Source organism: Paenibacillus auburnensis, assembly GCF_927798115.1.
GTDB lineage: Bacteria > Bacillota > Bacilli > Paenibacillales > Paenibacillaceae > Paenibacillus_AQ > Paenibacillus_AQ auburnensis.
This window is the reverse complement of sequence record NZ_CAKMMG010000003.1, coordinates 38891-64348: the sequence shown is the minus strand read 5'-3', so window position 1 is coordinate 64348 and position 25458 is coordinate 38891. Positions and strand designations below refer to the sequence as shown.

Sequence of the window (25458 nt, the reverse complement as noted above, 5' to 3'; positions counted from 1 at the left end):
TTCACTTCGCAGACAACTGCCGGCACTACGCGCCGAATGGAATATGATACTAAAGGGAGGGACAGGACACATGCAAGAAGAACAGGAAATATTCGCGGCCGAAGGATATAACAGGTCGTACGCAAGTGCTGCAGGTCTGCCGATTTTGAATGTTAGGGGTAGCATATCGCATGAAAGTAACGGCCAACTACCGTTTCCCTGGGTGACAACGGGCATCAAGATTGATAAAGAACAGATGTTGGAAACCGTTATGAAGCAGAAGTCACTCGAGTATTTGTTCAAAATGCAATTCAGTAAGGAGGAATTGACTGATCGCAATTTGGTTGTAGGTTGTTATGAATACAAGAATCCGAATGACAAGGAACAAATAACGCTATATGCTCTGGTTTCGTTGAAGGAATTTCTCTTGAGATACGGCGATGAACGGGCCTTTGAGATTCTGATGCGAGTTGGCTGCCCATACGAGAAGATTGTGGAGGAATGCGATGAAGCCATTAAAGAACACTATGCAGTATTGTGCCGGGCACTTCATTTGAAGAATCTGAGGAACCTATATGACGTTGTTTACGAGTGGGTTGAAGAGGAAGGACAAAAGACGTACATTAACAGATACACCAAGTCGGGGTATAGGAAGATTGAAGCTAAATCATTCGTGGAGTTGACTAAACTCTACGATGAGCAACGGAAGAAGGATGCAAAGAAGACGTTCTCGACTCTGGAGCCGTTAGAAGCATTCATGCAAGATTAAAGATAACCGCCCCTTTACGGGGCGGTTATTCAACATTTCATTGATCGAAGATTCTAGGAATATCCAGCGGTAGAGAGGATTTTCGACAGTCGCATCGGGAAGTGCTGACCCGTATGCCAGATATGGTCGAATGGTGACTAATGGAAGACATTGATCCAGCCGATTATAGGCAAAACCATAGAGGTAGAACGATTTAAGGCGATTGGAAGCCTAGCGATGGAGGGGGAATTTATTGCCTTGGTGTTTATTACTTGACGGCAAGCCGATCGGCGGCACCGTAACGGTTGTAGATTTAAACGGGGACGGCATGTTCTCGCTCCCCAGTGGCAAGCCGCTGCAGAGTAGAAGTGGCAAGTCCTTCGAGGCGTGGCAGCGGGACTGGCTGGATCGGTACAGCGGATGACAAGAACCTATCTTATATCAAATAAACTTTCTCCAAACAGCCTGGCTTATCGCATGGAAGATTTTGCACCCTTTATTTATATCTTATTCTCTTAAATTTAGGTCTTGATAAACTCAGAAAATAAAGTTTTAGACTGACGATCCTTTAATAAGGTAACAGGCAGCTTAGTGAAACCACCCTGTTTTTCTAACGTATAGTCATTATTCAAAATTTTCCAAATGCAGCTCGTACGGAGGTGAACTTGACTGGAGCATTTTTTTGACTTGGTTCAATTGGCATTCTCGATCGCTCTCATCTCTTCCTTAGTGTTAATTCCACTCACCTATTTTTCTTTACAACAGATTCACAGGGGTCATGAAATTGCTGCAGCCGGTTCTACTTGGTTTGTGGCTGTCAGACTGTCGCAAGTGAGCAGCATTCAGCGGTGGATCGTACGTATCGCCAGACGAAGAGAAGCACCCGATGAAGAGAATCATGGTCCTTCCCCACATTGATATTTCATTCTTTCAATAAGGGAGGACAATGATGAAAAAGATTTTGGTGCTCCAAAAATGGGTCAAGCCCATTCTTATTATGTTGATTGGAGTTATTCCGATCTTTGTGCTAAGCGGGTGTTCAACAGCATCCCAATCAAACTCGATTAATGCAGATTCATCAGGAATATTTAATCACTTTTTTATTTATCCGTTTTCGATCCTGATCAAATTCTTTGCGAATGCACTTGACGGTAACTACGGATTATCGATCGTGCTGATGACTTTCATCATCAGAATTGCGATCATGCCGCTCATGATGAATCAAACCAAGAAACAAATGGACATGAAAGAAAAGATGGCCGTCCTTCAGCCGGAGCTAACTGTACTTAAGGAGAAGTATAAGAACGACGTCAATAGCGAGGCAAAAAAACAACAGCAAGCCGAGATGATGCAGCTCTACCAGAAACATCAATTTAATCCCTTAAGCATGGGGTGTTTACCGATGCTTCTCCAATGGCCGGTCACCCTTGCATTTTACTACGCCATCCGTCGTACCCCCGAGATTGCAGTTCACAATTTTCTGTGGTTTAGCTTGGGGAAAACAGATATGATTTTGCCGCTTATTGCTGCTGCGGTGTATTACTTGCAGTTTCGCGTGTCTCAATCCGGTTCAGCGCAGTATCCGCAAAATCAAAATAACCAAATGGCTTTCATCGGATTGTTGTCTCCGATCATGATGGGGGTATTTTCCTTTGGGATGCCCGCTGCTTTACCATTATATTGGGCGGTTGGCGGTATATTCATTATCATGCAAACGATCATACTCAATAAAATATACACGAAGCCAAATGTAGCGAGTAAAAACCTACCTACCGGTGTAGAAGATCAATAGAATTAAACCAGTCATAAAACATTACTAAACACAAGGCCTTTGAGGCGCGACCTCAGAGGTTCTTTTTTTATATTAGCGGCTCATTAATGGGGAACATAGTTCAACATTCACATTTTCTGACGACATTTTGAGCCTTACAGAGCATTTGGGATAAAAGTCATATTTATCCAAGAACATATGTTCTACAATAGAGGGGTGACTAATAATTCCGGGGAGATGGTTGGTATGGTGGAATTGATTGATTTTTTGCTGGAGGCTAAGAAAGCAACTTATGCAGGAGAGGGTCCGGAGCTGTCCCCGTCCCGCCCGTCATCTCATGATTTGGAGTTTACACGCGGGAATCTTCGATACATCGATACTTATCTTGGGTCAGAGAAGTTTGCCGGAGAAGAAGCCTTGTGGGAGAATGACAAGCCGCTATGGGCCATGAATTATGCGGGCCGTGTTACCGTTGAAGGATTCAGTGGTGATTTCCTGAAGGAGGCTTTGCTGCATGTGCCGGCTGATCGGCCATTTCGTGGGCCAGAGCATTATAGTGATGGACATTTCACCTACACCTGTACTGTGAACGGGGATTTTGGCTGGTTCAGCGGTATTGAAGAAATCCGGGCGGGCGGTATGAAAGTGTATGAATGTATGTTTCATGGTGGCTGGATTAAGCAATAGATTCATGTCCAAAATAGTAAACCCGCCAAGCTGCGTGGAAAGCTGCCAGGCGGGTGTGTTATAGCGCGTAATTTAATTGATGCTTCCGGCGCGCTTAGCCTGCTTGGCATGCAGCAGCTTCATTGCGAATCGTGCTATCGGCTGAGCAATTATCATTTCAATCCAGAACGCTACACCGAAATTTCTAGGCCAGATATGAAGAAAGCTTCTAAAGGGCTCCAGGCTTATTTGCTTCGTTCCCACCCAAGTTCCGATAATGGATAGTATGAGGGATAATACCAATACATTCAGAACAATATTGAATAATACTCTGGCATTAAATCCATCTGTCTGCCCTACGAACTTTGGCAGAAGCCTGCCAACAATTGGCCCGGCAACGAACTTAACTAACAACACTACGATAATCCACATGACCGGAAGAATCTGCAGCGTATCCAAATAAACCTCTTTACTAAAGCCGCGTTCCAGGCCCACAATAGTTGGAGCAATGGTGTTAACTGAAATGAGCGAAACAATCAATAGGAAGAGAAGACCCTCTTGTTTGTTCCTTGGTAACCTTGTTTCTTGCAGCATGCTTGTCATCTCCAAAATGTGATTTCAGATGGAAGACGTTCTTGTACAGGATATTTCACAACATCACACAAAAAAACGCAAGACCCGGTTCAGATGGTCATGCGTCATCGCTACACACTGATATATTTATCTTAGTATTTTTCTCGGATAGAAAGTCAAGACCTAAAGTTTAGGAACTTATGGATAAGTGCTTCGTAAAAAAACGACCGTTTAGAGTGCAGCCTGAGAGGTTAGCTACTACTTGAGTTAATCCCCGCCACCACCGCCGCCGGAATCTCCGCCACCGCCACCAGAATCCCCGCCACCGCCGCCGGAATCTCCACCGCCGCTGTCCCAGCCTCCGTGTCCGCCATGCCCGTGATCATGTCCGCCGCTCCAGCTGCTTCCGCCGTGGTTATGACTGTGATGTCCATGATGTCCGCTATTTTTGCTGTTATCATCATTACGATTGTCGTCACCAGTGAAGAAATTCGGGTTCGCACCCGTATAAAAAAAATTGTCGGCAGAGTCGCTTTTGTCCCCGTACCGATTTCTTCTGCGGCCTCTTCCATTATCACGTACAATGGCCTGCACAATGATATACGCAACCACACCAATAAAAATAATGCCTATGCCCAAGTAGGTATCGCTCCTTTTAGGAAATAGTGTGAGGAAATCTCCTAATAATCATACCATAATTTTCAAGTTGGCTACAGAAGATTCCCCTTTTCCTGCCTGTACTGCCTTGGCGTCTTCCCCGTATATTTCTTAAACACCTTCGTGAAATAGCTCTGATCGTTAAAATGCAGCCGGGTAGCGATCTCTGACAGGGTGATGCCTGGCAGCTCCGTCAGGCGCTTGGCTTCCTCAATCCGCTCCCGTTGGATATAGTCGCTGATGGCAAGTCCGGTTTCTTTTTTGAACAATTGAGAAAGATAACTGGCATTCAATCCGGCAATCTCAGCTAACCTGCTTAAGGAAAGCTCTTCATACAAATGGTTAAAAATATAGTTCTGGCACAGGGCCCCGGTGCGGGACAGCTTTGATCTGCGGTTGTCGCGCACATGGTCGGCGAAATCACACAGGGCGGCGTTCAAGGCCCGGTCCACAGCCGGAATGTCCTTTAACTCCTCAATGTGCTGGATATGGAAGTCGCTGAGGGTGTAGGCGATTTCCCAGAACAGGCCGCCTTCAATCGCTGCGCGTGTCGCCAGGGTAATGGAGGAGACGGCCAGATTCTTTTTGCTGCGCAGCTGGCTCTTCTTGGACAGCAGACCGAAACTCTCTTCGGGAAAAGCAGCCTGGGCCCTCAGCAGTCCGGCTTTATCCCCGCTGGCAATATGGCGGAACATCTCCCGCTCCAGCATCGGGTCATGGTGCAGCCACACATTCTCGCGCCGGTAAGACAGGTCCAGATCCGGCCCGTCACCCGGATGCACAGCCGGCTCCGGAATGGCCGAAGCCAGCAGCAGGTCCGTAACAGACAGTGCCTGCCCGGTGATAAGCGTGTACAGCAGCAGTGCAGCATGATACCATCTCATCCGGTTCAATACTGGCAGGCTACGGTAATATCGAAGCCAGCTCTCCAGTTGACTCTGCGGAAGATTATAGTCGCAGAGCAGGCTGGCAGCCATCTCCTCCGTAATGGGAGCGGACAGTGAAGGACCGAGCAGGATCGTTCCGCCGGAATGTGCTCCGTCAGCGGGAAGGCGGAGTAATAAGCAATTCTCCAAAAAGCCGGTGGTGTGCACAAGCGGAAGCGGACTGTGGGCCTCAGTGCTTTGGGATATCCTGTTGCTGCGGACAACATCCATAATTTCCTCCAGCAGGCCCTTGCTGCCAGGTTTGGCCGGACGTCCTTCTACTAGTGCAGGCAACGTCAGGCGGATATTGTCTTCTGCGTCCAGCCAGGTTACCTGTATCCGGTAAGCCTCATACAGCAGCCTGCAGATATAAGGAATACCGTCGGCTTCTTTCAAGTAGTTTAACATTCCAGCCCTCCCTCTTATCCAATTAAAATACCAAAAATCAAATAAAAATGCCATAAATACAGAGAAAAGTAAGTTAGAATGAAAAAAAGAAAACGCTATCTTAGGGAGGGCTCTTGATGACAACGAACATTCAACACCTCATTTCACAAATGACACTCGAAGAAAAAGCAGGACTATGCTCCGGATTGGATTTTTGGCATACGAAAGGAATTGAACGGCTGGGCATTCCGTCGCTCATGGTAACCGACGGACCGCATGGCCTGCGCAAGCAGCAGAGCAGCGCGGATCATCTGGGGCTGCACGACAGCGTGCCAGCTACCTGTTTTCCGTCTGCCGCCGGACTCGCTTCCTCCTGGGATCGTGAGCTGATCGGCCGGGTAGGGCAAGCGCTTGGCGCGGAATGTCAGGCGGAGAATGTTGCCGTGCTGCTGGGTCCGGGTAACAACATTAAGCGTTCGCCGCTGAACGGGCGGAACTTTGAGTATTTTTCGGAAGACCCGTTTTTAGCCTCGGAGATGGCGGCAAGCCATGTGGCGGGTGTGCAGAGCCAGGGCGTAGGCACTTCGCTCAAGCATTTTGCCGCCAATAACCAGGAGCACCGCAGAATGTCTGTTGACGCCGTCATTGACGAGCGGACCCTGCGCGAGATTTATCTGGCCAGCTTTGAAGGGACCGTGAAGCAGAGTCAGCCTTGGAGCGTAATGTGTTCCTACAATCAGGTCAACGGTGAGTACGCCTCAGAGAGTGAAACACTGCTGACTAAGGTGCTTCGCGATGAATGGGGTTTTGAGGGTTTTGTCGTGTCCGACTGGGGTGCGGTGAATGAGCGGGTGAAGGCGCTGCAGGCCGGGCTGGAGCTGGAAATGCCGTCAAGCGGCGGAATTGGCGATGCCAAGATCGTAAACGCGGTGAATAGCGGTGAGCTGTCCATGGAGACTTTGGATAAGGCAGTGGAACGGATGCTGGGCTTTATTTTCAAAAGCGTGGAAGGCCGCCGGAAGGATGCCTCCTTTGATGCTGAAGCGCATCATGCGCTGGCGCGTGAGGTTGCTCGGGAGAGCATGGTGCTGCTGAAGAATGAGGACCATGTGCTGCCGCTTTCAAAGTCCGGTACCATTGCCATTATCGGTGAATTCGCCAAGAAGCCGCGTTATCAGGGGGGCGGCAGCTCGCATGTTAATCCGACGAAGCTGGATGATGCCTTTGCGGAGATGCAGGCTGTTGCCGGAGAGGCTGTGAGCTTCCTGTATGCGCAGGGATACGAGCTGTCCAGCGATGAGATCAATGAGCGTATGCTGCAGGAAGCCCGGGATACAGCGGCAAAAGCGGATACGGCAGTGCTGTTCCTTGGATTGCCTGACCGTTATGAATCCGAAGGCTATGACCGGAGCCATCTGTCGCTTCCGGCCAGCCATCAGGCGCTGATCGAGGCGGTAGCGGAGGTGCAGGGCAATATTATCGTTGTGCTGAGCAACGGTTCACCGGTGGAAATGCCGTGGCTTCTGCGAATCAAGGCAGTGCTGGAAGGCTATCTTGGCGGGCAGGCATTTGGCGGCGCGGTTGCCGATCTGCTCTTCGGTGCAGTAAGCCCCAGCGGCAAGCTGGCGGAGACCTTCCCGCAGAAGCTGAGCGACAATCCTTCGTTCCTGAACTTCCCCGGTGAAGGGGATAAGGTGGAGTACAAGGAAGGGCTGTTTGTCGGCTACCGTTATTATGATAAAAAAGAAATCGAGCCGCTGTTCCCGTTCGGCTTCGGGCTGAGCTACACAACGTTCGAATACAGCGATTTGCTGCTGGATAAGGGCAGCATCGAGGATACGGATACGGTACAGGTTACGGTTACCGTTAAGAACACCGGCAGCAGACCCGGCAAAGAAACGGTGCAGCTCTATGTTAGTGATGTGGAGAGCAGCGTCATCCGTCCGCTCCGGGAGCTGAAGGGTTTTGCAAAAATCGAACTGCAGCCGGGTGAGGCACGCGAGGTTTCATTTACGCTGAACAAGCGCTCGTTCGCCTACTACAACGTGCAGCTGGGCGATTGGCATGTGGAGAGCGGAGTGTTTAACATTCTAATTGGTGCGTCTTCGCGCGATATCCGTCTTACCGCTCCGCTGGAAGTGAAATCGACAGTACGCCTTGCCGCGAATTTCCACCGGAATACCACGGTTGGCGATTTGCTGGCGAATCCGCTGACTGCAGACAAGGCGAAGCATTACAGCAGTATCTTCGGCCTGGAAAGTGCGATGGAGGACAATCCGGAGATGTTCCTCGCGATGATGAAATATATGCCGCTGCGGGCACTGATCGGCTTCGGCCAAGGCAAGTATACCGAGGAGAACCTGGCAGAGGATCTGCGGGAATTGAACGCACTGGCCAGACAGGAATGAGTATTGGCCTGTTGTATAGAATACAGTTGATTCGAAATCACCTTTGATTTAGAGAGAATCTGATGTAGAAAGTGCAATAGAATCCATATCAGCCTGTTGTTGAGCTGAATGGTGTACTATGTCCGCGCCAGTATGATAGACCTATTGTCCGCAGGCACTGCTGATTGTAAGCGGCAGTGCCCACAACACACAGAGCAGCGTTTCTCGGAAAACCGGAGAAACGCTGCTCTGTAGTTTTTCTGTCGAAGGAACCCATAGGGCTGCCTTGACTGCCTTTAGAATGACCTGTTCAGCAGAAACTCTAGGTTGCGGTAATATACGCCAGTGGCGCTCCAGTCCCGGTAAGCTTCAGGCACCGGAATGCCCGCGGCATCCGGCTTCGGCTCCAGCCCTCGATATTGTTGACTGACAGCCAACAAATCCATTATGTATTCCTGCATACATATGATGCTGCCAGCATCGCCTACGGGACCATGTCCTGGAACAATCTGCTTAGCTCCCAAATTCTCCAGCGCGCTGAGCGCGTTCAGCCAGCTGTGCGGATCTCCGTCTGTGAACAGCGGATGATTCCGGATAGCGATAACATCTCCGGCGAAGACGAGGGAATCAGCAGGGGAGTAGAGAATCGAGTCGCATTCCGTGTGTGCCCGCCCAAGGGACAGTAGCCGGACACTTCTTTTAGAGCCATGGAAGGTCAGCTGATGATCGTAGGTAAGCTCCGGATAGGTGACGGCGAGCGTCTCTATCGATTCCCTGATTTCCAGGAGGTAGTTATGTTCAGCAGCCAGCGGCAGCCGCTTTTCCTGCTCAGGCTCAGCAGATAACTTGACGGCGGCATCGGCAATGTCCGCTTCCAGTTGCGGCAGCAGCGGTGTCATCCGGGCCAGCCACTGGGGCTGTGTTTCCTGCATCAGCTCTCTGGTTCTGCTAGAGGATACAATTAATTCATCGGAAAAGAACTGATTGCCACGGACATGGTCGCCATGCCAGTGGCTGTTGATGACATAACCGATCGGCTGGTCAAGGAGATAGAGCGCCGCTTCGCGCAGGTCTTTACCGGCCTGCGGAGTGTTAAAGGTGTCAAAGATCAGCGTATAACCGCCCATATCCATGATGCCAGCATTGCTCATGGCCCCGCCCTGTTCCGTGGCTATCAGGGCATAAATACCTTCAGCCAACAGGTGTATGCTGAAATGCCGGGAATGAAACATAATTTGACCTCTTTTCATAAATTTGAATTCATAATATTTCCAATTGTCTTTGTACGTGAGCATAACGCCGTTCGTTTCATCCGGCAAGATTAAAATAATCCAATTCCCGGCTGCCGGATTGTCCAATCCATCTCCAGCAGATTAGAGATATAATGTAAGCGCAAACATTCGGATGCATGCTATATCTGATGCATGGGAAGAACCGTGACCCCTATCACCGTAAGGAGTGAAAATAAACATATGACAAATACACAGCTTAGATGGTTTGCAAGTACAGAACAAGCAGCATGGGTAGAGCAGGAAGCTCCTGAACCCAGCGGGTCTGATAAGTCCGATAGCCCCGCCAAGGCCAATAAGCCCAATCTCTCTATCACCGCTGATCAGCATCAGATACTGGAAGGCTTCGGCGGCTGCTTCAATGAGCTGGGGTACGAAGCGCTGCTGACTTTACCGGAAGAGGAACGGGCCAGGGTGATGCACGCGCTGTTTCACCCGGAGGGAGAGCAGCGCTTCAGCATCTGTCGGCTGCCGATCGGCGCCAGTGATTATGCGCTGGAATGGTACAGCCATAATGAGACCGACGGCGATTATGCGATGGAGCATTTCTCCATTGAGCGTGACCGGAAATATCTGATCCCCTATATCCGGGAAGCGCTGGCGCTGAACCCGGAGTTGAAGCTGTTCGCTTCGCCCTGGAGTCCGCCGACCTGGATGAAATTCCCTAAGGCCTATAACTACGGTACGCTGCGCTGGGAACCTGAGAATCTTGCGGCTTATGCGCTGTACTTCGTCAAGTTCGTGCAGGCTTATAAGGAAGAAGAGATCACCATCCATCAGGTGCATGTGCAGAATGAAGTGGTGGCCGACCAGAAGTTTCCTTCCTGTGTCTGGACCGGAGAGCAGCTGCGCGAATTCATTCGTGACTATCTGGGCCCGGCTTTTGCAGACCACGGACTGGACACGGAAATCTGGCTGGGTACCATCAATGCGCCGGAGCCCTGGGATGAATGGCTGAAGCATAAGTCCAGCGACCATGACGCTTTTGCCGGTGTTGTGCTCGGTGATCCGGAGGCTTACAAGTATGTCAAGGGTGTCGGTTATCAGTGGGCAGGCAAGCATGCGATCCAGCGGACCGCCCTGAGCTATCCCGAGCTGCGGTACATGCAGACCGAGAATGAATGCGGGGACGGGGAGAATACATGGTTTTATGCCAAATATGTGTTTGGCCTGTATCAGCATTATTTTACAAACGGCGTGAATGCTTATATCTACTGGAACATGGCGCTTGCCCCGAAGGGGCGGAGCACCTGGGGTTGGGAGCAGAACTCGATGCTGACCATTGATCCCGGGCAAAACGCTGCCATCATCAATCCGGAGTATTATGTGATGCAGCACTTCTCCCGCTTCGCTGCGCCGGGTTCGGTGCGGGTGGGGCTTAAGGGACCCTGGAGCGGACATTCAGTGGCCTTCCGCACACCTGACGGCGGGGTAACGCTGGTACTGGCCAATCCCTACAAGGAAAAACGCATGCTGCACTTGGACAGCGGCTCTGCAGAGTATGCTTTTGAGCTGGAGCCGGAATCCTTCCATACGATTGTGCTCGGCCCATAGAAGGCTGAGCATTTCTGAACTAACGTCCGCTATCCGGGGCGTTAGTTTTTTGCTAATATGAATCCATTCTGCGATGGGCAGACTATGAATACTGAAACCGGGAGGTTAGCTAGAGCGATGTTCACGAAATGGATGATGAAACTGATAGAGCCTTTCCGGCGAAGTATCCGCAATAAGCTGATGCTGACGATGATTATTCTTGCAGTAGTACCGATCGTCACCATCACCGGCCTGGCCGCAGAGAACAGCCGCAGGTCGATGGAGGCAGAGGTCATCAGCACGAATCTCTCCAATATGAAATGGACCGGAATCTATCTCGGGGACCAGTTCGCCCAGCTTAACAATCTGATTTATACCGTGCTGATCAGCCCGCACCTGAGCGATTATCTGGCAAACGCCGAGGAGCCGTCCCTGTCCAGCCAATTTGCCGCGCAGAAAAATATTATAGATACCCTGACCAATCTGTTCTACTCCGCAGGCAACCATGTGATCGGGGTGGAGCTGTACTTGAAAGAGTATAACAAGCTGTTCACCATCAATGCCTCGCAAAGTGATATCGAATCACCCGGCGCTATCCCGGCCCCCTACAAGCTGCTATTTGATCAGGATAAGGACTTCATGATTACTTCGGACAGCCGCGATGACAGCAAGTTCCAGCTCGTGCGGAGCATTAACCGTTTTGAGAATCAGGAAAAGCTTGGCGGCATCTCGCTCGGCATCCGCTGGGGGGTACTCGATCAGACCCTGAATCTGCTGGGCCGCGGCAGCGACCATACGGTATTCATTGCCGGTGCGGACGGTGAGGTGCTGTATCAGCCCTGGGGGGACAGCCCGTCCAAGGATACGCTGAGCCGGGTAGCCGGTACGCAGGAGACTCAGGGATATTTCCGCAGTGACCACGGATATGTGTTCTACAACACGATAGATCCGGTTGGCCTTAAGCTGGTCACCGTGATTCCGAACAGCTCGATCAATAAAAGTGCGCTGGCGACGATGAATTTCGGGCTGATTGTAGGGGCGGTGTCCGTGGCATTAGCCATCCTGCTTGCGGTGCTGCTGGCCTGGCGGGTGGCAACGCCGATTGTCAGTCTGACCCGGTCGATCCAGGGCTTCGGTATGATGAAGGAGCGGGAGATGAAATTCAGCAGCCGGATGGACGAGATAGGCTTCCTGGAGACGAAGCTGTACCAGATGTCGCACCGCATCCGCGAGCATATCCGCACGGAGTATCTGATCAGTCTGGAGAAAAAGAGTGCCGAGCTCAAAGCGCTACAGGCGCAGATCAACCCGCATTTTCTGCAGAATACACTGCAGATGATCGGCAGCATGCTGTTTAAGAACAGCCCGGCGGAGAGCTATGGTGTACTGAGATCACTCAGTGACATGTTCCGCTACATCATCCGCGAGCCAGAGGACCTGGCCCCGCTGCAGGCAGAGCTGAATCATCTGAATAACTATATGCAGATTCAGCAGCAGCGTTTTGCCGCCCGGCTTGATTACAGCATCACGGTGGATGAGGACACGGCCGGCAGCCTGATCCCGAAGCTGAGCCTGCAGCCGATTGTGGAGAATGCTTTTTTTCACGGCCTGGAACAGAGGACTGGACCCTGGAAGCTGGAGGTCCTGGTAAAGCGAGAGGGACAGAACACGGTTATTATGATCCGTGATAACGGGATAGGGATGCCGCCGGACAAGCTGTCGGATCTGCAGGGAAGGCTCCAGGTGCGAAGCGGCGGGCTGTGGACGCATGGTGAGCGGATCGGGCTCAGCAACGTAGCTTCGCGGATTCAGATGCACTACGGCGAGCTGTACGGAATCCGGGTGGAGAGCAGTCCCGGAGAAGGAACAACAGTGGCGGTAACGATTCCCTTAGAGAGGAAGGTGATGGACCATGCATAAAGTGCTGCTGGTGGATGATGAGGGCTGGAACCGTGATATTGTGCGGACGTTCGGAGCCTGGGAGGCCCTTGGGCTGGAAATAGCCGGCGAAGCAGAGGACGGCCAGGAGGCGCTGCGGCTTGTAGGCGAGCTGACACCGCAGATTATTATTACCGATATGCGCATGCCTGGTACGGACGGCGTAATGCTGATGAATGAGCTGCATGCACGGTTCCCTGAGATCAAAGTGATCGTGATCAGCGGATATGACGATTTCAAATATGCGCAGAGCGCAATCCGTTACGGGGCAATGGATTATCTGCTGAAGCCGATCGACCCGGCGGAACTGAATGCTGTGCTGGGCAAATGCGTCAAGGAGCTGGAAGATGCATTCAGTATACCGGGGGACTATGCTCTGGACCTGGGTGTATCCTTCTCGCTGGCACAGCATAAGCAGCTGATGAAGGTACATTTCAACGAGCTGAACTGCGAAGAGGTAAGCTCCGTTCTTGATGCAGTCAGCAAGGAATTGGAACAGGCAGGAATCGGCAAACCGGGAGCCCTCCGGCAGGCGGCTGGTGAGATGCTGCTTTTGCTGAAGGAGCTGATGCACGGCAACGGACTGGAGGATAACGGCCTGGCAGCGGAGCTTCCGCAGGAGGTGCTGCAGTCCGGGAGCAGCATGATCGTTTTTCTCAAGGGAATATATACGGCAGGGCTTGAGCAGCTGATCGGACAGCGGAAGTTCAAAAATAAGCTGAATCTGGACGAGGTCCGGCAGTATATCGATGCCCATTTTGCCGAAGCAGTGACGCTGGAGGCGCTGGCGAGAGCTTTTTTTGTCAGCAAGGAATATTTAAGCAAGGTCTTTAAGCTGGAATATGGCTGCAATGTCACGGACTATATCCTGCATCTGCGCATGGAGAAGGCGAAGGCGTGGCTGGCGGAGGAGAGCATTCCGATCAAGACGGTGGCAGAGCTGTCCGGATATGAGGATGTGGGCTATTTTTACCGGGTATTCAAGAAGCATTACGGCATCGCTCCGGGTGAAATGAGAAAGCAGGGCAGCGGTTTAAAAATGTCCAATCCTAAAGGGTAATTCCGTCCAATTAAACGCTTTCATAAAATAGATACAATGAAAGCGTAAACAAAACATAGACATTGGGAGGTCTTACAGCATGAACAAAATGACCAAAGGTGTACTCTGCACAATGCTCACCGCTACTATGCTTGCCGGCTGCAGCAGCAACAATACTAATAATACAGGTGCAGCTAACGATGCCGGTACAGGCAGCAGTGTTGCCAAAAGCGTCACTCTGAAGATGTTCATCGCGCAGCCGCGTTTTAAAGAACAATACGATAATTACATTGCCCAGTTCGTCAAAAAAGAGAAGGCCGAGAAAAATATCGACGTTACCGTTCAGCTTGAGATGCCGACGGCGGATAATGCCTCCCAGATCCTAAAAACGCGCCTTGCCTCAAACGATGCGCCGGATATTTTTGCCCTCCATGCCGTGAACGAGATTCCGTCCTATTATAAAGCAGGGTATCTGGAAGACTTGTCTGGTCAGCCGTTTGTCAGCAAGCTGCTGGACAGTGTGAAGCCTTCAGTAACCACCACTGACGGTAAAGTAGTAGCACTTCCGCTGGAAACCTTATCCTGGGGCTACCTTTACAATAAAACCATCTTTGCCAAATACGGGCTCACGCCTCCAACGACGCTGACAGAGCTAAAAGCAGTTACCGAGAAGCTGAAAGCTAACAATGAGACACCTTTCGTGCTCTCTTATAAAGAGTCCTGGATTCCGCAGCTGGTGCTGCCGCTGGCCGTCGGGGGAATGATGAAGACCGAGGACGCGGAGTTCGTGGATAAGATGAACAAGGATGAGGGCTCATTCACTGAGATGAAGTCGGCGATCTTTGATGTCTTCGATCTGATTAACGAGAACGGTACAGCGAAGGCCACGGAGGTTGGCGGTGACGACGGTGCGGCTGCCTTTGCTGCAGGCCAGGGCGCCATGTGGCTGATGGGTCCTTGGTATGCTGAAACCATCCTGAAGTCGAACCCGGATCTGGACTTTGGTGTAGCCCCGCTCCCGATTAACGATAATGCTGACGCGACGCTGATCAATCTGAGCGCTTCGACTTCATTGGCGGTATCGCCTACAAGCAAGAACAAGGAAGTTGCGCTGGATTTCCTGAACTATGTGCTGGATGACACGGATTCAAACGCCCTGTTCCAGGCAATGAAATTCAATCCGGTAGCTACTGTGCATACGTACGAAATGTATCCATGGATTGCTGAAGCAACGTCTTATGTAAAAGCAGGAAAGTCCGTGCAGGACCCGGCCATTCCGCAGTCTGTAAAGGATGAAGTGGGGAAAGGGCTACAGGCATACTACGCCGGACAAATGACGCAGGATGATGTGCTCAAGGCGCTCGACAAAGCGTGGAAATCCTACAACAAAGTAAATAAATAAGCTGAAATTTACAGGACAGGGATGGATGAACAGGGCGGGGCTGCTTGTTCTCCTCCATCCCTGATTTACTTTGCACATCACAGAGGAAGAGGGGCGGAACCTGTGCCGGTTAACAGATATAAACATGTTGTTTCACTGCTTGCTTTTGTCGCACCCGCATTTATCATTTACTCATTGTTTCTGCTGATTCCTACCATTGGCGGTATGTATTACAGCTTTACGGACTGGAACGGACTGAACCGCGATTATTCGTTTATCGGCCTCGGCAATTTCGTTGAAGCGCTGCGTGAAGATCCCGATTTTGTAAACTCGCTGCTGTTCACGTTGAAATATGTGCTGTTCATGATTGTGCTGCAAAATGTCTTCGCCCTTGTGCTTGCCGTATTTATTGAAACGAAAACGCGAACCAAGGGATTTTTCCGGACGATCTTCTTCATGCCGAATATGATCAGTACGATCATCAGTGCTTTTATGTGGACGTTCGTGTTCTCCCAGGTACTGCCGCAGCTTGCCGAAAAAACCGCCATAAGCTTTCTCGACCAGCTGTGGATCGGCGACCCCAAGGTTTCCTTTTATTCGATCATTATTGTCTCGCTGTGGAACGGTGTCGGCTATATGATGATCATCTATCTGGCCGCCCTGCAGGGCGTGCCGCAAAGTCTCAAGGAAGCTGCCGTCATCGATGGAGCGAGTCCGTTCCAGACCTTCCGCAAGGTGACCCTGCCGATGATTACGCATGCGGTTACGATTTGCTTATTCCTGACACTGAACGGGGCGTTTAAGGTGTTCGAGGTGGTATACGGGCTTACCGGCGGCGGTCCGGGACGCAGTACGCAGGTCATCACGATGAATATTTATGAAGAGGCATTCTCCAACAACTTCCGCTACGGGTATGCCAGTGCCAAATCAGTCATTCTGTTCATCTTCATCTTGCTCTTTACCTTTATCCAGATTGGCGTCATGAAGAGAAAAGAGGTGGAGGCATGAGACTTAGAAAAGGTGCTTCGTTGTTCATTACCTTGTTCCTCACCATCGGTGCAATTATTTCTTTCTTTCCGATCTATCTGGCGATTATCAATTCGCTAAAAACCCAAGGGGAAATGTTCGCATCCTTCACGGCGCTGCCGACGAAGCTGCATTTCGAGAACTATACCCACGCGTTTAAGCAGATAAATCTGCTGGGCAGCACGATCAATTCGGTAATTGTCTCTGTCATCGGAATTGGAGGCATCATCTTCTGCGCAGCACTGGCCGGCTACAAGCTGTCCCGGACCGGCGGCAGGCTGAGTGCGGCGATCTTCTCCCTATTCATCGCCTCGATGCTGGTACCGTTCCACTCCATCATGATCCCGCTGACCCGGATGGCCAAGAGCCTGCATGTCAGCGGCAGCACCTACGGTCTGGCTCTGATCTATATCGGTCTTGGGGTGAACATGGCGATTTTCCTGTACCATGGTTTTGTGAAGTCCATTCCCCGGGAGCTTGAGGAAGCGGCGCGGATTGACGGCTGCGGTGAATTCCAGACGTTCTTCCGGATTATTTTCCCGCTGCTACTGCCGATTACGGTAACGATTGCGATTCTCGACTTCCTGTGGATCTGGAATGACTTCCTGCTGCCGCTCCTGATGCTTACCGACTCTACTAAATACACGCTGATTTTATCTACGAATACGCTGTTCGGAGAGTACAATAAGGAGTGGTCGCTCATTCTGGCGGCTTTGGTATTGACAGCGCTTCCTGTTATTATTATCTATGGATTCTTTCAGAAGTTTATTATGCAGGGAATTGCCGAAGGGGCAATCAAAGGCTAAGGGGAGAGGACTGGAAAACAGATGAATCAGTTACGCTACGGAGTCGCTTATTACGACGAGTATATGCCCTATGAGAGATTAGATGAAGATATTGCCATGATGAAAGCGGCCGGCATCAACACTGTCCGGATCGCGGAATCCACCTGGAGTACACATGAGCCGCAAAACGGGGTCTTCGACTTCGCCTCTGTGGACCGTGTGCTGGATGCCATGCACGCTGCTGGAATCGGTGTTATTGTCGGGACACCGACCTATGCCGTGCCTACGTGGCTCGTGAAGGAGCATCCGGAGGTGCTTGCGGTAACGGCAGACGGCCCCGGCAAATACGGCGCACGGCAGATTATGGACATCACAAGTCCGGCCTACCTGTTCCATTCCGAGCGAATTATCCGCAAGCTGATCAGCCGGGTATGCAAGCATCCGGCGGTGATCGGCTACCAGACCGACAACGAGACGAAGTATTACGGAACGGCCGGAGACAATGTTCAGCTGCAGTTCGTAAAATATATGCGCGAGAAATTCGGCACGCTGGACGTAATCAACGAAAGATTCGGGCTGGATTACTGGAGCAACCGGATCAATGCCTGGGAGGACTTCCCCTCGGTGGTCGGAACGATCAACGGCAGCCTGGGCGCGGAATTTGCCCGCTTCCAGCGCGGACTTGTGACGGATTTTCTCGCCTGGCAGGTATCGCTGGTGAACGAATACAAGCAGCCCGGGCAGTTTGTGACGCAGAACTTTGATTTTGAGTGGCGCGGGCATTCGTTTGGCGTGCAGCCGTCGGTAGATCACTTTGCCGCGGCGGAAGCTTTTGATATCGCCGGGGTTGATATCTACCATCCTTCGCAGCATGAGCTGACCGGGACGGAAATCGCCTTCGGCGGGGATATGACGCGGTCCCTGAAGCGCAGCAATTATCTGGTGCTGGAAACGCAGGCGCAGGCTTTCCCGAATTGGACGCCATATCCGGGGCAGCTGCGGCTGCAGGCGTTCAGCCATCTGGCCTCCGGAGCGAACATGGTCGCCTATTGGCATTGGCATTCCATCCACAACTCCATAGAGACGTATTGGAAAGGGCTGCTCAGCCATGATTTCCAGCCGAACCCGGTGTATAACGAAGCGAAGACGATCGGCCATGATTTTGCCCGGTTAAGTGAGCCGCTGGTGAACCTGCGCAAGGACAACAAGGTTGCGGTGATGGTCAGCAACGAAGCGCTGACGGCGCTGGAATGGTTCAAGCTGCCGGATGGCAACACGTACAACGATGTCGTGCGCTGGCTGTATGACGCCTTGTACCGCATGAATATCGAATGCGACTTCATTCAGCCTTCCTGCACAGAGCTCTCGCGCTACAGTCTGATCGTTGTGCCGGCACTGTATGCCGCGCCGGATGAGGCGCTGGAGCGTCTGAACGAGTATGTGCAGCAGGGCGGACATGCCGTCTATTCCTTCAAAAGCGGCTTTGCAGACGATACCATCAAGGTGCGTACCTCGGTGCAGCCGGGTATTATCAGCGAAGCCTGCGGGATCGGCTACAGTATGTTTGTCACCCCGCATGAGGTCCGGCTGCGCAGCGGGCATCCGGAAATCCGCGTTGCTGCTGACGACAGCGGTGCGAAGACCTGGATGGAGCTGATTACAGCGGAGGACGCAGAGGTCCTGCTGCATTACGATCATCCGCACTGGGGGGAATATGCCGCTGTTACCCGGAACCGCTACGGCAGCGGGACGGCGACTTATATCGGCTGCATGACCGGCAGTGAGCTACTCAGCAGTATTCTAAAGAATGTACTCCAGGAATCCGGATTATGGGGGGCTGAACAGGAGCTGGCATTTCCGCTGATCGTCAAAAAAGGTGTGAACCCGCACAACCAGACCATCCGCTATTATTTCAATTACAGCGATACCCCGCAGTCATTCGTATATCCGCATGGTGTGGCCGCGGAATTGTTGTCCGGCAAAGAGATCCAGTCCGGAGAGCAGGTTGAGCTGGAGGCCTGGGGGGTAAGGATTATGCTGGAGGCTGGAAGCAACTAAGGGTTGCTTTCTGCACAGTAATTTGCTAACATACGATGTAACTTAATCAGGTTTGGTTTTCTAGGGTTCCGCGGCGGGATATAGCCGGTCTGGTCCGAGGGAAAACGCACGGATGCCAGATGCTCCGTGTCTACACGGAGGGACAAAAGCCCGGGAGGTATCGTCAATGATGACGATGGCCTCCCGGGCTTATTTTATTGGCGCAGGAGGCTAAGATTAAGAATTCAAGGGAGAGGAGGAGAAAGTGATGAGCAAGAGCAGTAAGGCATGGCTACAAATCGCAGGCGCTGCCTGCTTTGAGGTCGCATGGGTGATCGGGCTGAAGCATGCATCCGCGCCGTGGGAATGGGGGATTACAGTGCTGGCTATCCTCATAAGTTTTTATGTTCTGATCTCTGCCAGCAGGACTCTGCCAGCGGGTACGGTTTATGCTGTATTTGTCGGGCTCGGCACCACCGGAACTGTGCTGGCGGATATGCTCTGGTTCGGGGAGCCATTTCGTACGCTGAAGGTGGTACTGATACTCCTTCTGCTGGCCGGGGTTATCGGATTAAAGCTGACTACCAGTGACGGGACGAAAGAACAGATCAAGGAGGTGTCCTAAATGGACTGGCTGATGCTGATTGGTGCGGGACTCAGCGAAATGATCGGGGTGGGGATGATGGCGAAGCTGCAAACACACCGCAGCTGGCGGACACTCTCCCTGCTGATATTAGGATTCGGTGCCAGCTTTGTGCTGCTGTCGCTGGCCATGCGGACGTTGCCGATGGGCACGGCTTATGCCATATGGACCGGGATTGGTGCTTCCGGCGGAGCAGTCCTTGGCATGTTATTCTATGGCGAATCCCGGGAGATGCGGCGGATACTCTGCATTGTGATGATTCTCGGTGCTGCGATAGGATTGAAACTGGTTGCCTGAGATCATGGGAAGATGTTAAAGATTTGGACACCTGTACGATGTTTCGAACGAGACAACATGGTAAGTATATTAAGTATACAATCCAATCCATTCGTTAAGGAGACTTCTCATATGAATAATAGCACTCACAACCGGATTAAGCTGCAGGACGGCGCTTCTGTCCCGAGAATCGGACAGGGCACCTGGTTTATGGGCGAGGATGCGGCGAACCGTGCCGAGGAAATCGCAGCTCTGCGCCTAGGAGTGGAACTTGGCATGAACCTGATCGATACCGCTGAAATGTACGGGGACGGACGTTCCGAAGAGCTGGTCGGTGAAGCCATCCGCGGGATCCGTGATGATGTTTTTCTGGTCTCCAAGGTGTATCCGTATAATGCCGGACAAGGGCCGCTTGTCCGCAGCTGCGAAGACAGCCTGAAACGTCTGGGGACTGATCATCTGGATCTGTATCTGCTGCACTGGCGGGGCAATGTCCCCCTGGAAGAAACCGTTGAAGGCATGGAGGCCCTGGTAGCTGCCGGCAAAATTAAACGCTGGGGCGTATCCAACCTGGATACGGAGGATATGAAAGAGCTGCTCAGGATTCCCGGCGGGGAGCACTGTGCTGTGAATCAGGTACTCTATCATCTGGGTTCACGCGGTATTGAACATGAACTGCTGGCCTGGGAAAGAAGCCATAAGATTCCCGTAATGGCCTATTCCCCATTAGCACAGGCGGGCAGCCTGCGTAAAGGGCTTACCGAGAACGAGACTGTTCAAGATATCGCTTTGAAGCACGGCGTAACCCCGCTGCAGATCATGTTAGCCTGGAGCATCCGTGACGGCGATGTCATTGCCATCCCCAAGGCGGCTTCCCGCCAGCATGTCGCCGAGAATGCGGCGGCAGCACAGATCAGGCTGAGCGATGATGAGTTGTGGATGCTGGATGAGGCATTCCCGCAGCCGGCCTGGAGGGTTCCGCTGGATATGATTTGATCAATAGCCTGTAAGGCATAAAAAAGGCATAGAAAGGCCGTCCGTTAATTGCGGACGGCTTTCTTGTGTGTCCAGGGAATACGGCGCAGCCCGAAGGTGCCTACTCTTGCGGACTAAAGTTTACATATAAAAGGATAGAATGGAAACCATACTACAAGTGACGAGATAAATGAAGGGAATATCCGCTAATGAAGATGCGCCGACCGTTTAGGTATAACAGTAAAGCATCCGCTGCCCAACAAGTGCCAGACGCTTCTCAACCGCAAGACGCCGCTAATCACCAGTCTATGGTGCTAGATAGAGATTTGCAGCAAAATATCAATCAGATCCGGACAATTTATGCTAAAAGTTCGGATATGGTTTACCGTTCCTTTTATATCGAAGGCCAGACAAAAGCAATTCTGATCTATATTGACGGCCTGTCGGACTCCGCCGGGATCGAAAAAAATGTGATCACCCCTCTCATGCATGAGATCACCGGGGAGGCCACTGCCATTAGCCAGCTGGCTGAGCGGAAAATTTCCGCAGCGCAAGCGATACCCTTTACCACCTTCGAGGAATGCGTCAGCTATTTAGCGAACGGTCTTCCGGTGCTTATTCAGGATCAGGAAGCCACCGGTCTCGCTTTTGGATTGAACAAATGGGAAAAGCGCTCCATTGAAGAACCTGCGGCGGAGTCAGGCATCCGCGGGCCCCGCGAGGGCTTTACGGAAACGCTGCGGATTAATACTTCCCTGATCCGCCGGATCGTAAAGAGTCCTCTGCTCAAAATGGAAACGATGAAAATCGGCGGGTATACCCAAACGAATGTTGTCATTGCTTACATTGAAGGGCTGGCTGAGGAGAATCTGGTTGAAGAGGTCACCACCCGGCTGAAACGTATCCGAATCGACGGCATTTTGGAAAGCGGATATATTGAAGAGCTGATTGAGGATATGCCCTTTTCACCATTTCCGCAGCTGATGTCGACAGAACGCCCTGATGTAGCCTGTGCGAATTTACTGGAAGGACGGGTAGCGATATTGGTAGAAGGAACTCCTTTTGTATTAATCGCACCCATAACCCTTTTTTCCTTATTGCAATCCCCTGAGGATTATTATCAGCGTTTCTGGGTAAGCACCGCTATGCGGTGGCTTCGGTATCTGTTTACACTGATTTCATTGTTGCTTCCTTCTCTTTATGTAGCGATTCTGACCTTTCATCAAGAAATGGTCCCGGGTGCTCTGCTGATCAGTATGGCTGCCTCCCGCGAAGCTGTACCTTTCCCTGCTTTTGTCGAAGCTCTTATGATGGAAGTGACCTTTGAAGCGCTTCGCGAGGCCGGCGTCCGCTTACCTAAACAGATCGGATCTGCTGTCAGCATTGTCGGGGCCCTTGTTATCGGCCAAGCAGCGGTACAAGCCGGTCTGGTCTCAGCGCCAATGGTCATTGTTGTAGCGATTACCGGGATCTCTTCATTCATGATCCCGCGCTACATTGCAGGTATTGCAATCCGGCTTCTGCGTTTTCCGTTAATTTTCCTCGCGGGTTCGCTGGGACTGCTAGGCATAATGATGGGGGTTATCGCAATTGTCATTCATTTGTGCAGCCTGCGATCGTTCGGTGTTCCTTATTTGTCCTCTGCCTCTACATCTAAGATGCGGGAAATGAAGGACATGCTGATCCGGGCGCCTTGGTGGATGATGGATACGCGGCCTCACCTTACAGGCGACTACAACGAATACCGGCAGGCTTCCAATCAAAAACCGGGACCAGAACGCAGCGAATAGACTTATTCGAAGAAACTGCAGACTAGGGGGATTCGAGCCAGTGAAAATAGGCATCAAATTTTGTATTTTACTGTCCTTGCTGGTATTCCTGGAAGGCTGTTGGGACCGTACGGAGCTTAACGATTTGGCACTTGTTACGGCAATGAGTTTCGATAAAGGGGAGCATAACGAGATTATAACAACTGTACAAATCGTTATTCCGCAAAATCAAGGCAGTGGCGGTGCATCGGGTGGAGTGTCCGGCGGAGCACCTCATAAAACAACGATCCGAAGCGGGACTGGAGTTAATATTTCCGATTCCTTATCGAAACTCCAACAAAAAACACCGCGCAAACTGTTTTGGGGACAGTGTAAAATCTTCATTTTCAGTGAAGACATTGCGAAAGCAGGAATAAGAGATGAATTCGATTTTTTGGCCCGTCATCCGCAGCCCAGAGAGCGGGCAAATATTTTTGTTAGTAAGGGAAAAGCGGCGCAGGCGCTTGAATTGTTTCCACCGATCGAAAATAGTTCATCTGAGGTGCTGCAGAAATTAACGGACTTTAAAATTGGCTATAAAGTAACCTTGCAAGAGCTGAGCAAAATGCTGAAGGGAGAAGCAGGGGCAGCTGCGATCCCAATCGTCTTAATCCTTCCTAAAGCGGAATCGGCTGAACCGTTTCAAACGATTCCCTATGTTATGGGAACAGCTCTTTTTAAAAAGGATAAGATGATCAGCCAGATTTCGGGAAAAACAACGCACGGTGTGAAGTGGATCTTAAATGAGGTCGATGAATTTACGGTGACTTTCGAAGTGGCTGGAAACGAGGGTCTGGTGTCCTTAAAGCCGGTCAAGGCCAAAGTGAAGCTCCTTCCCCAAATTGTTGATGGCAAGTGGAAGATGAAGATCAAGGTGAAAGCTACAGGCAGCCTCATTCAGAATGGTACTGAGATGGATTCAACGAATCCCGGGTTATTGACGAAGATGGAAAAAGCGTTCGGACAAGATATAAAATTACGTATTGAGCAGGCGCTTATAGAAGTTCAGCAAAAAAACAAGACGGACATCCTGGGCTTCGCGGAGGCCTTTCACCGGAAATTTCCGCAGCAGTGGGAGAAAAACAAAGAACGCTGGGATGAACTTTTTCCCGGTGTTGAAGTCTCGATTGATGTTGCGGCGTCGATTCTGCGTTCAGGGCTGATTAACGCACCCGGAGGAATCCCTGAAGATGAGGTGGTAGCAAAATGAACCTGGTTTTGTTTAGCTTCGTGACCCTGGCCGGGCTCCTGATTCTAAGACTGGAATGGACAAAAATGAAGGCGAAAAAGACAAGGGACAAATCAGCGTTTTTTACACTGCTCCTGATCGTATGGCTGTTGTCCATCCTGGACCTGTCCAATGCGCCGGGACCTTTAACTTTTTTTGAAGCTATATTTAGGCCGTTTAGGGGCTGGCTTGAGAAATGAACGGAGGTGATGAGAATGCTAGATAAAGGGAAAATATCAGGATTACAAATGGCGATGCTGCTGTATCCGGCCATAATGGCCACCTTTTTTCTAACCCTGCCATCCAGTACGGCCTACTATGCCCGAAATGATATGTGGATGGCAGGGATTCTCTCCGCCTTTTTTGGAGTTCTTGTTATATATATTGCGACAAAGCTGCATGAGCTTTTTCCCGGTGAGACGATTATCCAGCAAAGTGAGCACATCATTGGCGTCCTGCCTGGTAAAGTGATCGGCATTCTTTTCTTTTTCTATTCGATCCATGTGGCAGGACTGATTACCCGTATGTATGCCGAATTTGTAACGGGGCAATTCTTTTTTAAAACACCACTCCTGCTGATCATTGCCTTAATGGTATTGCTTGCCTCCATTGCTGTCCGGGGCGGAATAGAAGTAATGGCGAGATGTGCTGTTATTTTTACACCAATCTTTATTTTCCCTCTTTTACTTCTTCTGCTTCTCTTTCCCGACTTGGAGCTGCATAACATTTTTCCTGTTCTTAGCCGGGGAATCCTTCCTGTGCTGCAAGCAACGGCCTTACCTCAGGCCTGGGTCAGCGAATTGTTTTTCATATCCTTTTTTTTGCCCAGCCTGAACTCTCCGGCTAAGGGCAGAAAGTGGGGGAATATCACATTAGCTGCGGTCCTGCTCAGTATTATTTATGTCAACCTGATAACCCTTTTTTTATTAGGACCCGATGCCGCAAACAAAACCTATCCCATCCTGGTTACCTTCCGTTATATTAGCGTCAACGGTATTTTTGAAAATTTAGAGTCTCTGCTGCTCGCGATGTGGATCTTCGGGAACTTTATCAAAATATGTGTTTTCTTATATGTTGCTGTAGTCTCCTTTACACAAATCCTGCGGTTATCCGATTACCGTCCTGTGGTCTTTCCGATGGGTATTTTGGCGATAGTGCTCAGCTTTTGGGGGATTCCAGATGCATCCGTTTTAGGGGAATATATAAGGTACGTAGGTCCATTCGAAATCCCTGCCGTAATGCTCTTAATCCCTTTAATGCTGCTCCTTATAGCACTTATGCGCAGAAGTGGAACTGCAAAGAAGTAGGCGGAAGCCAGATGTGTTAATTTGTTATTAAAAACAACAATAAAGTTTGATATAATATATTAAAATGCAATAACATCAATAACAAAACTAAAAGTGTGG

General features: G+C 50.8%; 23 protein-coding genes and 1 riboswitch. Of the genes, 19 read left to right on the top strand and 4 right to left on the bottom strand.

Features of this window, described 5'->3' with window-relative positions:
• The first annotated feature begins 70 nt into the window (after positions 1 to 70).
• The 4 genes from L6H70_RS14385 (at position 71) to L6H70_RS14370 (ending at position 3185) form a co-directional block, all read left to right on the top strand.
• On the top strand, positions 71 to 748 hold the full coding sequence (locus L6H70_RS14385) for a hypothetical protein (RefSeq protein ID WP_236334197.1): 678 nt from the start codon (positions 71 to 73) through the stop codon (positions 746 to 748).
• Positions 749 to 980: 232 nt separating this feature from the next.
• The gene (locus L6H70_RS14380) at positions 981 to 1151 is read left to right on the top strand and encodes a hypothetical protein (RefSeq protein WP_236334195.1); all 171 of its coding nucleotides are present in this window, start codon (positions 981 to 983) and stop codon (positions 1149 to 1151) included.
• A 525-nt stretch (positions 1152 to 1676) separates the two neighbouring features.
• The gene (gene yidC / locus L6H70_RS14375; protein ID WP_236334193.1) at positions 1677 to 2519 is read left to right on the top strand and encodes a membrane protein insertase YidC; all 843 of its coding nucleotides are present in this window, start codon (positions 1677 to 1679) and stop codon (positions 2517 to 2519) included.
• Positions 2520 to 2696: 177 nt separating this feature from the next.
• A complete protein-coding gene (locus L6H70_RS14370; protein ID WP_236334191.1) occupies positions 2697 to 3185 on the top strand; it encodes a DUF5680 domain-containing protein in 489 nt (162 codons plus the stop codon).
• Between the two features lie 72 nt (positions 3186 to 3257).
• On the opposite strand, the gene L6H70_RS14365 is transcribed toward L6H70_RS14370, so the two are convergent.
• The 3 genes from L6H70_RS14365 to L6H70_RS14355 form a co-directional block, all read right to left on the bottom strand.
• Positions 3258 to 3758, bottom strand: coding sequence for a DUF2798 domain-containing protein (locus tag L6H70_RS14365; RefSeq protein ID WP_236334189.1), 501 nt, complete (start codon positions 3756 to 3758; stop codon positions 3258 to 3260).
• 246 nt (positions 3759 to 4004) lie between these two features.
• Positions 4005 to 4376, bottom strand: coding sequence for a hypothetical protein (locus L6H70_RS14360; protein WP_236334187.1), 372 nt, complete (start codon positions 4374 to 4376; stop codon positions 4005 to 4007).
• A gap of 71 nt (positions 4377 to 4447) precedes the next feature.
• Positions 4448 to 5728, bottom strand: a complete 1281-nt coding sequence (locus L6H70_RS14355; RefSeq protein ID WP_236334185.1) for an AraC family transcriptional regulator — start codon at positions 5726 to 5728, stop codon at positions 4448 to 4450.
• 116 nt (positions 5729 to 5844) lie between these two features.
• On the opposite strand from L6H70_RS14355, the gene L6H70_RS14350 reads away from it, so the two are divergent.
• Entirely contained in the window at positions 5845 to 8115 is a 2271-nt protein-coding gene (locus tag L6H70_RS14350) for a glycoside hydrolase family 3 C-terminal domain-containing protein (protein ID WP_236334183.1), read from the top strand.
• Positions 8116 to 8390: 275 nt separating this feature from the next.
• Here the strand turns inward: L6H70_RS14350 and L6H70_RS14345 are convergent, their stop codons facing one another.
• Positions 8391 to 9326, bottom strand: a complete 936-nt coding sequence (locus tag L6H70_RS14345) for an MBL fold metallo-hydrolase (protein ID WP_236334182.1) — start codon at positions 9324 to 9326, stop codon at positions 8391 to 8393.
• A gap of 240 nt (positions 9327 to 9566) precedes the next feature.
• Here L6H70_RS14345 and L6H70_RS14340 point away from each other — a divergent pair, with 240 nt between their 5' ends.
• From L6H70_RS14340 to L6H70_RS14275, 14 genes are all read left to right on the top strand, one after another.
• Positions 9567 to 10937 (top strand): glycoside hydrolase family 30 protein, encoded by a 1371-nt coding sequence (locus L6H70_RS14340; protein WP_236334180.1) that lies wholly within the window; start codon positions 9567 to 9569, stop codon positions 10935 to 10937.
• Between the two features lie 117 nt (positions 10938 to 11054).
• Positions 11055 to 12836 (top strand): sensor histidine kinase, encoded by a 1782-nt coding sequence (locus tag L6H70_RS14335; RefSeq protein WP_236334178.1) that lies wholly within the window; start codon positions 11055 to 11057, stop codon positions 12834 to 12836.
• Entirely contained in the window at positions 12829 to 13914 is a 1086-nt protein-coding gene (locus tag L6H70_RS14330; protein WP_236334175.1) for a response regulator transcription factor, read from the top strand. The genes L6H70_RS14335 and L6H70_RS14330 overlap by 8 nt, the downstream gene beginning before the upstream one ends.
• Before the next feature lie 79 nt (positions 13915 to 13993).
• The gene (locus L6H70_RS14325) at positions 13994 to 15295 is read left to right on the top strand and encodes an ABC transporter substrate-binding protein (RefSeq protein WP_236334173.1); all 1302 of its coding nucleotides are present in this window, start codon (positions 13994 to 13996) and stop codon (positions 15293 to 15295) included.
• Positions 15296 to 15397: 102 nt separating this feature from the next.
• Positions 15398 to 16282: a carbohydrate ABC transporter permease gene (locus tag L6H70_RS14320; protein ID WP_236334171.1), complete on the top strand. Its 885-nt coding sequence runs from the start codon at positions 15398 to 15400 to the stop codon at positions 16280 to 16282.
• The gene (locus L6H70_RS14315; RefSeq protein WP_236334169.1) at positions 16279 to 17106 is read left to right on the top strand and encodes a carbohydrate ABC transporter permease; all 828 of its coding nucleotides are present in this window, start codon (positions 16279 to 16281) and stop codon (positions 17104 to 17106) included. Before L6H70_RS14320 ends, L6H70_RS14315 begins: the two co-directional genes overlap by 4 nt.
• 21 nt (positions 17107 to 17127) lie before the next feature.
• Entirely contained in the window at positions 17128 to 19143 is a 2016-nt protein-coding gene (locus L6H70_RS14310) for a beta-galactosidase (RefSeq protein ID WP_236334167.1), read from the top strand.
• Between the two features lie 49 nt (positions 19144 to 19192).
• Positions 19193 to 19302: riboswitch (guanidine-I (ykkC/yxkD leader) on the top strand.
• Between the two features lie 88 nt (positions 19303 to 19390).
• Positions 19391 to 19747, top strand: a complete 357-nt coding sequence (locus L6H70_RS14305; RefSeq protein WP_236334165.1) for a DMT family transporter — start codon at positions 19391 to 19393, stop codon at positions 19745 to 19747.
• Complete coding sequence (locus L6H70_RS14300; protein ID WP_054939541.1) at positions 19748 to 20062, top strand: DMT family transporter; 315 nt, start codon at positions 19748 to 19750, stop codon at positions 20060 to 20062.
• A 111-nt stretch (positions 20063 to 20173) separates the two neighbouring features.
• Positions 20174 to 21037 (top strand): aldo/keto reductase, encoded by an 864-nt coding sequence (locus tag L6H70_RS14295; protein ID WP_236334163.1) that lies wholly within the window; start codon positions 20174 to 20176, stop codon positions 21035 to 21037.
• Between the two features lie 287 nt (positions 21038 to 21324).
• A complete protein-coding gene (locus tag L6H70_RS14290; RefSeq protein WP_236334160.1) occupies positions 21325 to 22806 on the top strand; it encodes a spore germination protein in 1482 nt (493 codons plus the stop codon).
• A gap of 40 nt (positions 22807 to 22846) precedes the next feature.
• On the top strand, positions 22847 to 24034 hold the full coding sequence (locus tag L6H70_RS14285) for a Ger(x)C family spore germination protein (RefSeq protein ID WP_236334158.1): 1188 nt from the start codon (positions 22847 to 22849) through the stop codon (positions 24032 to 24034).
• On the top strand, positions 24031 to 24252 hold the full coding sequence (locus L6H70_RS14280) for a hypothetical protein (RefSeq protein ID WP_236334156.1): 222 nt from the start codon (positions 24031 to 24033) through the stop codon (positions 24250 to 24252). The genes L6H70_RS14285 and L6H70_RS14280 overlap by 4 nt, the downstream gene beginning before the upstream one ends.
• Positions 24253 to 24261: 9 nt before the next feature.
• Positions 24262 to 25359: a GerAB/ArcD/ProY family transporter gene (locus L6H70_RS14275; protein WP_341482746.1), complete on the top strand. Its 1098-nt coding sequence runs from the start codon at positions 24262 to 24264 to the stop codon at positions 25357 to 25359.
• Positions 25360 to 25458: the final 99 nt, after the last annotated feature.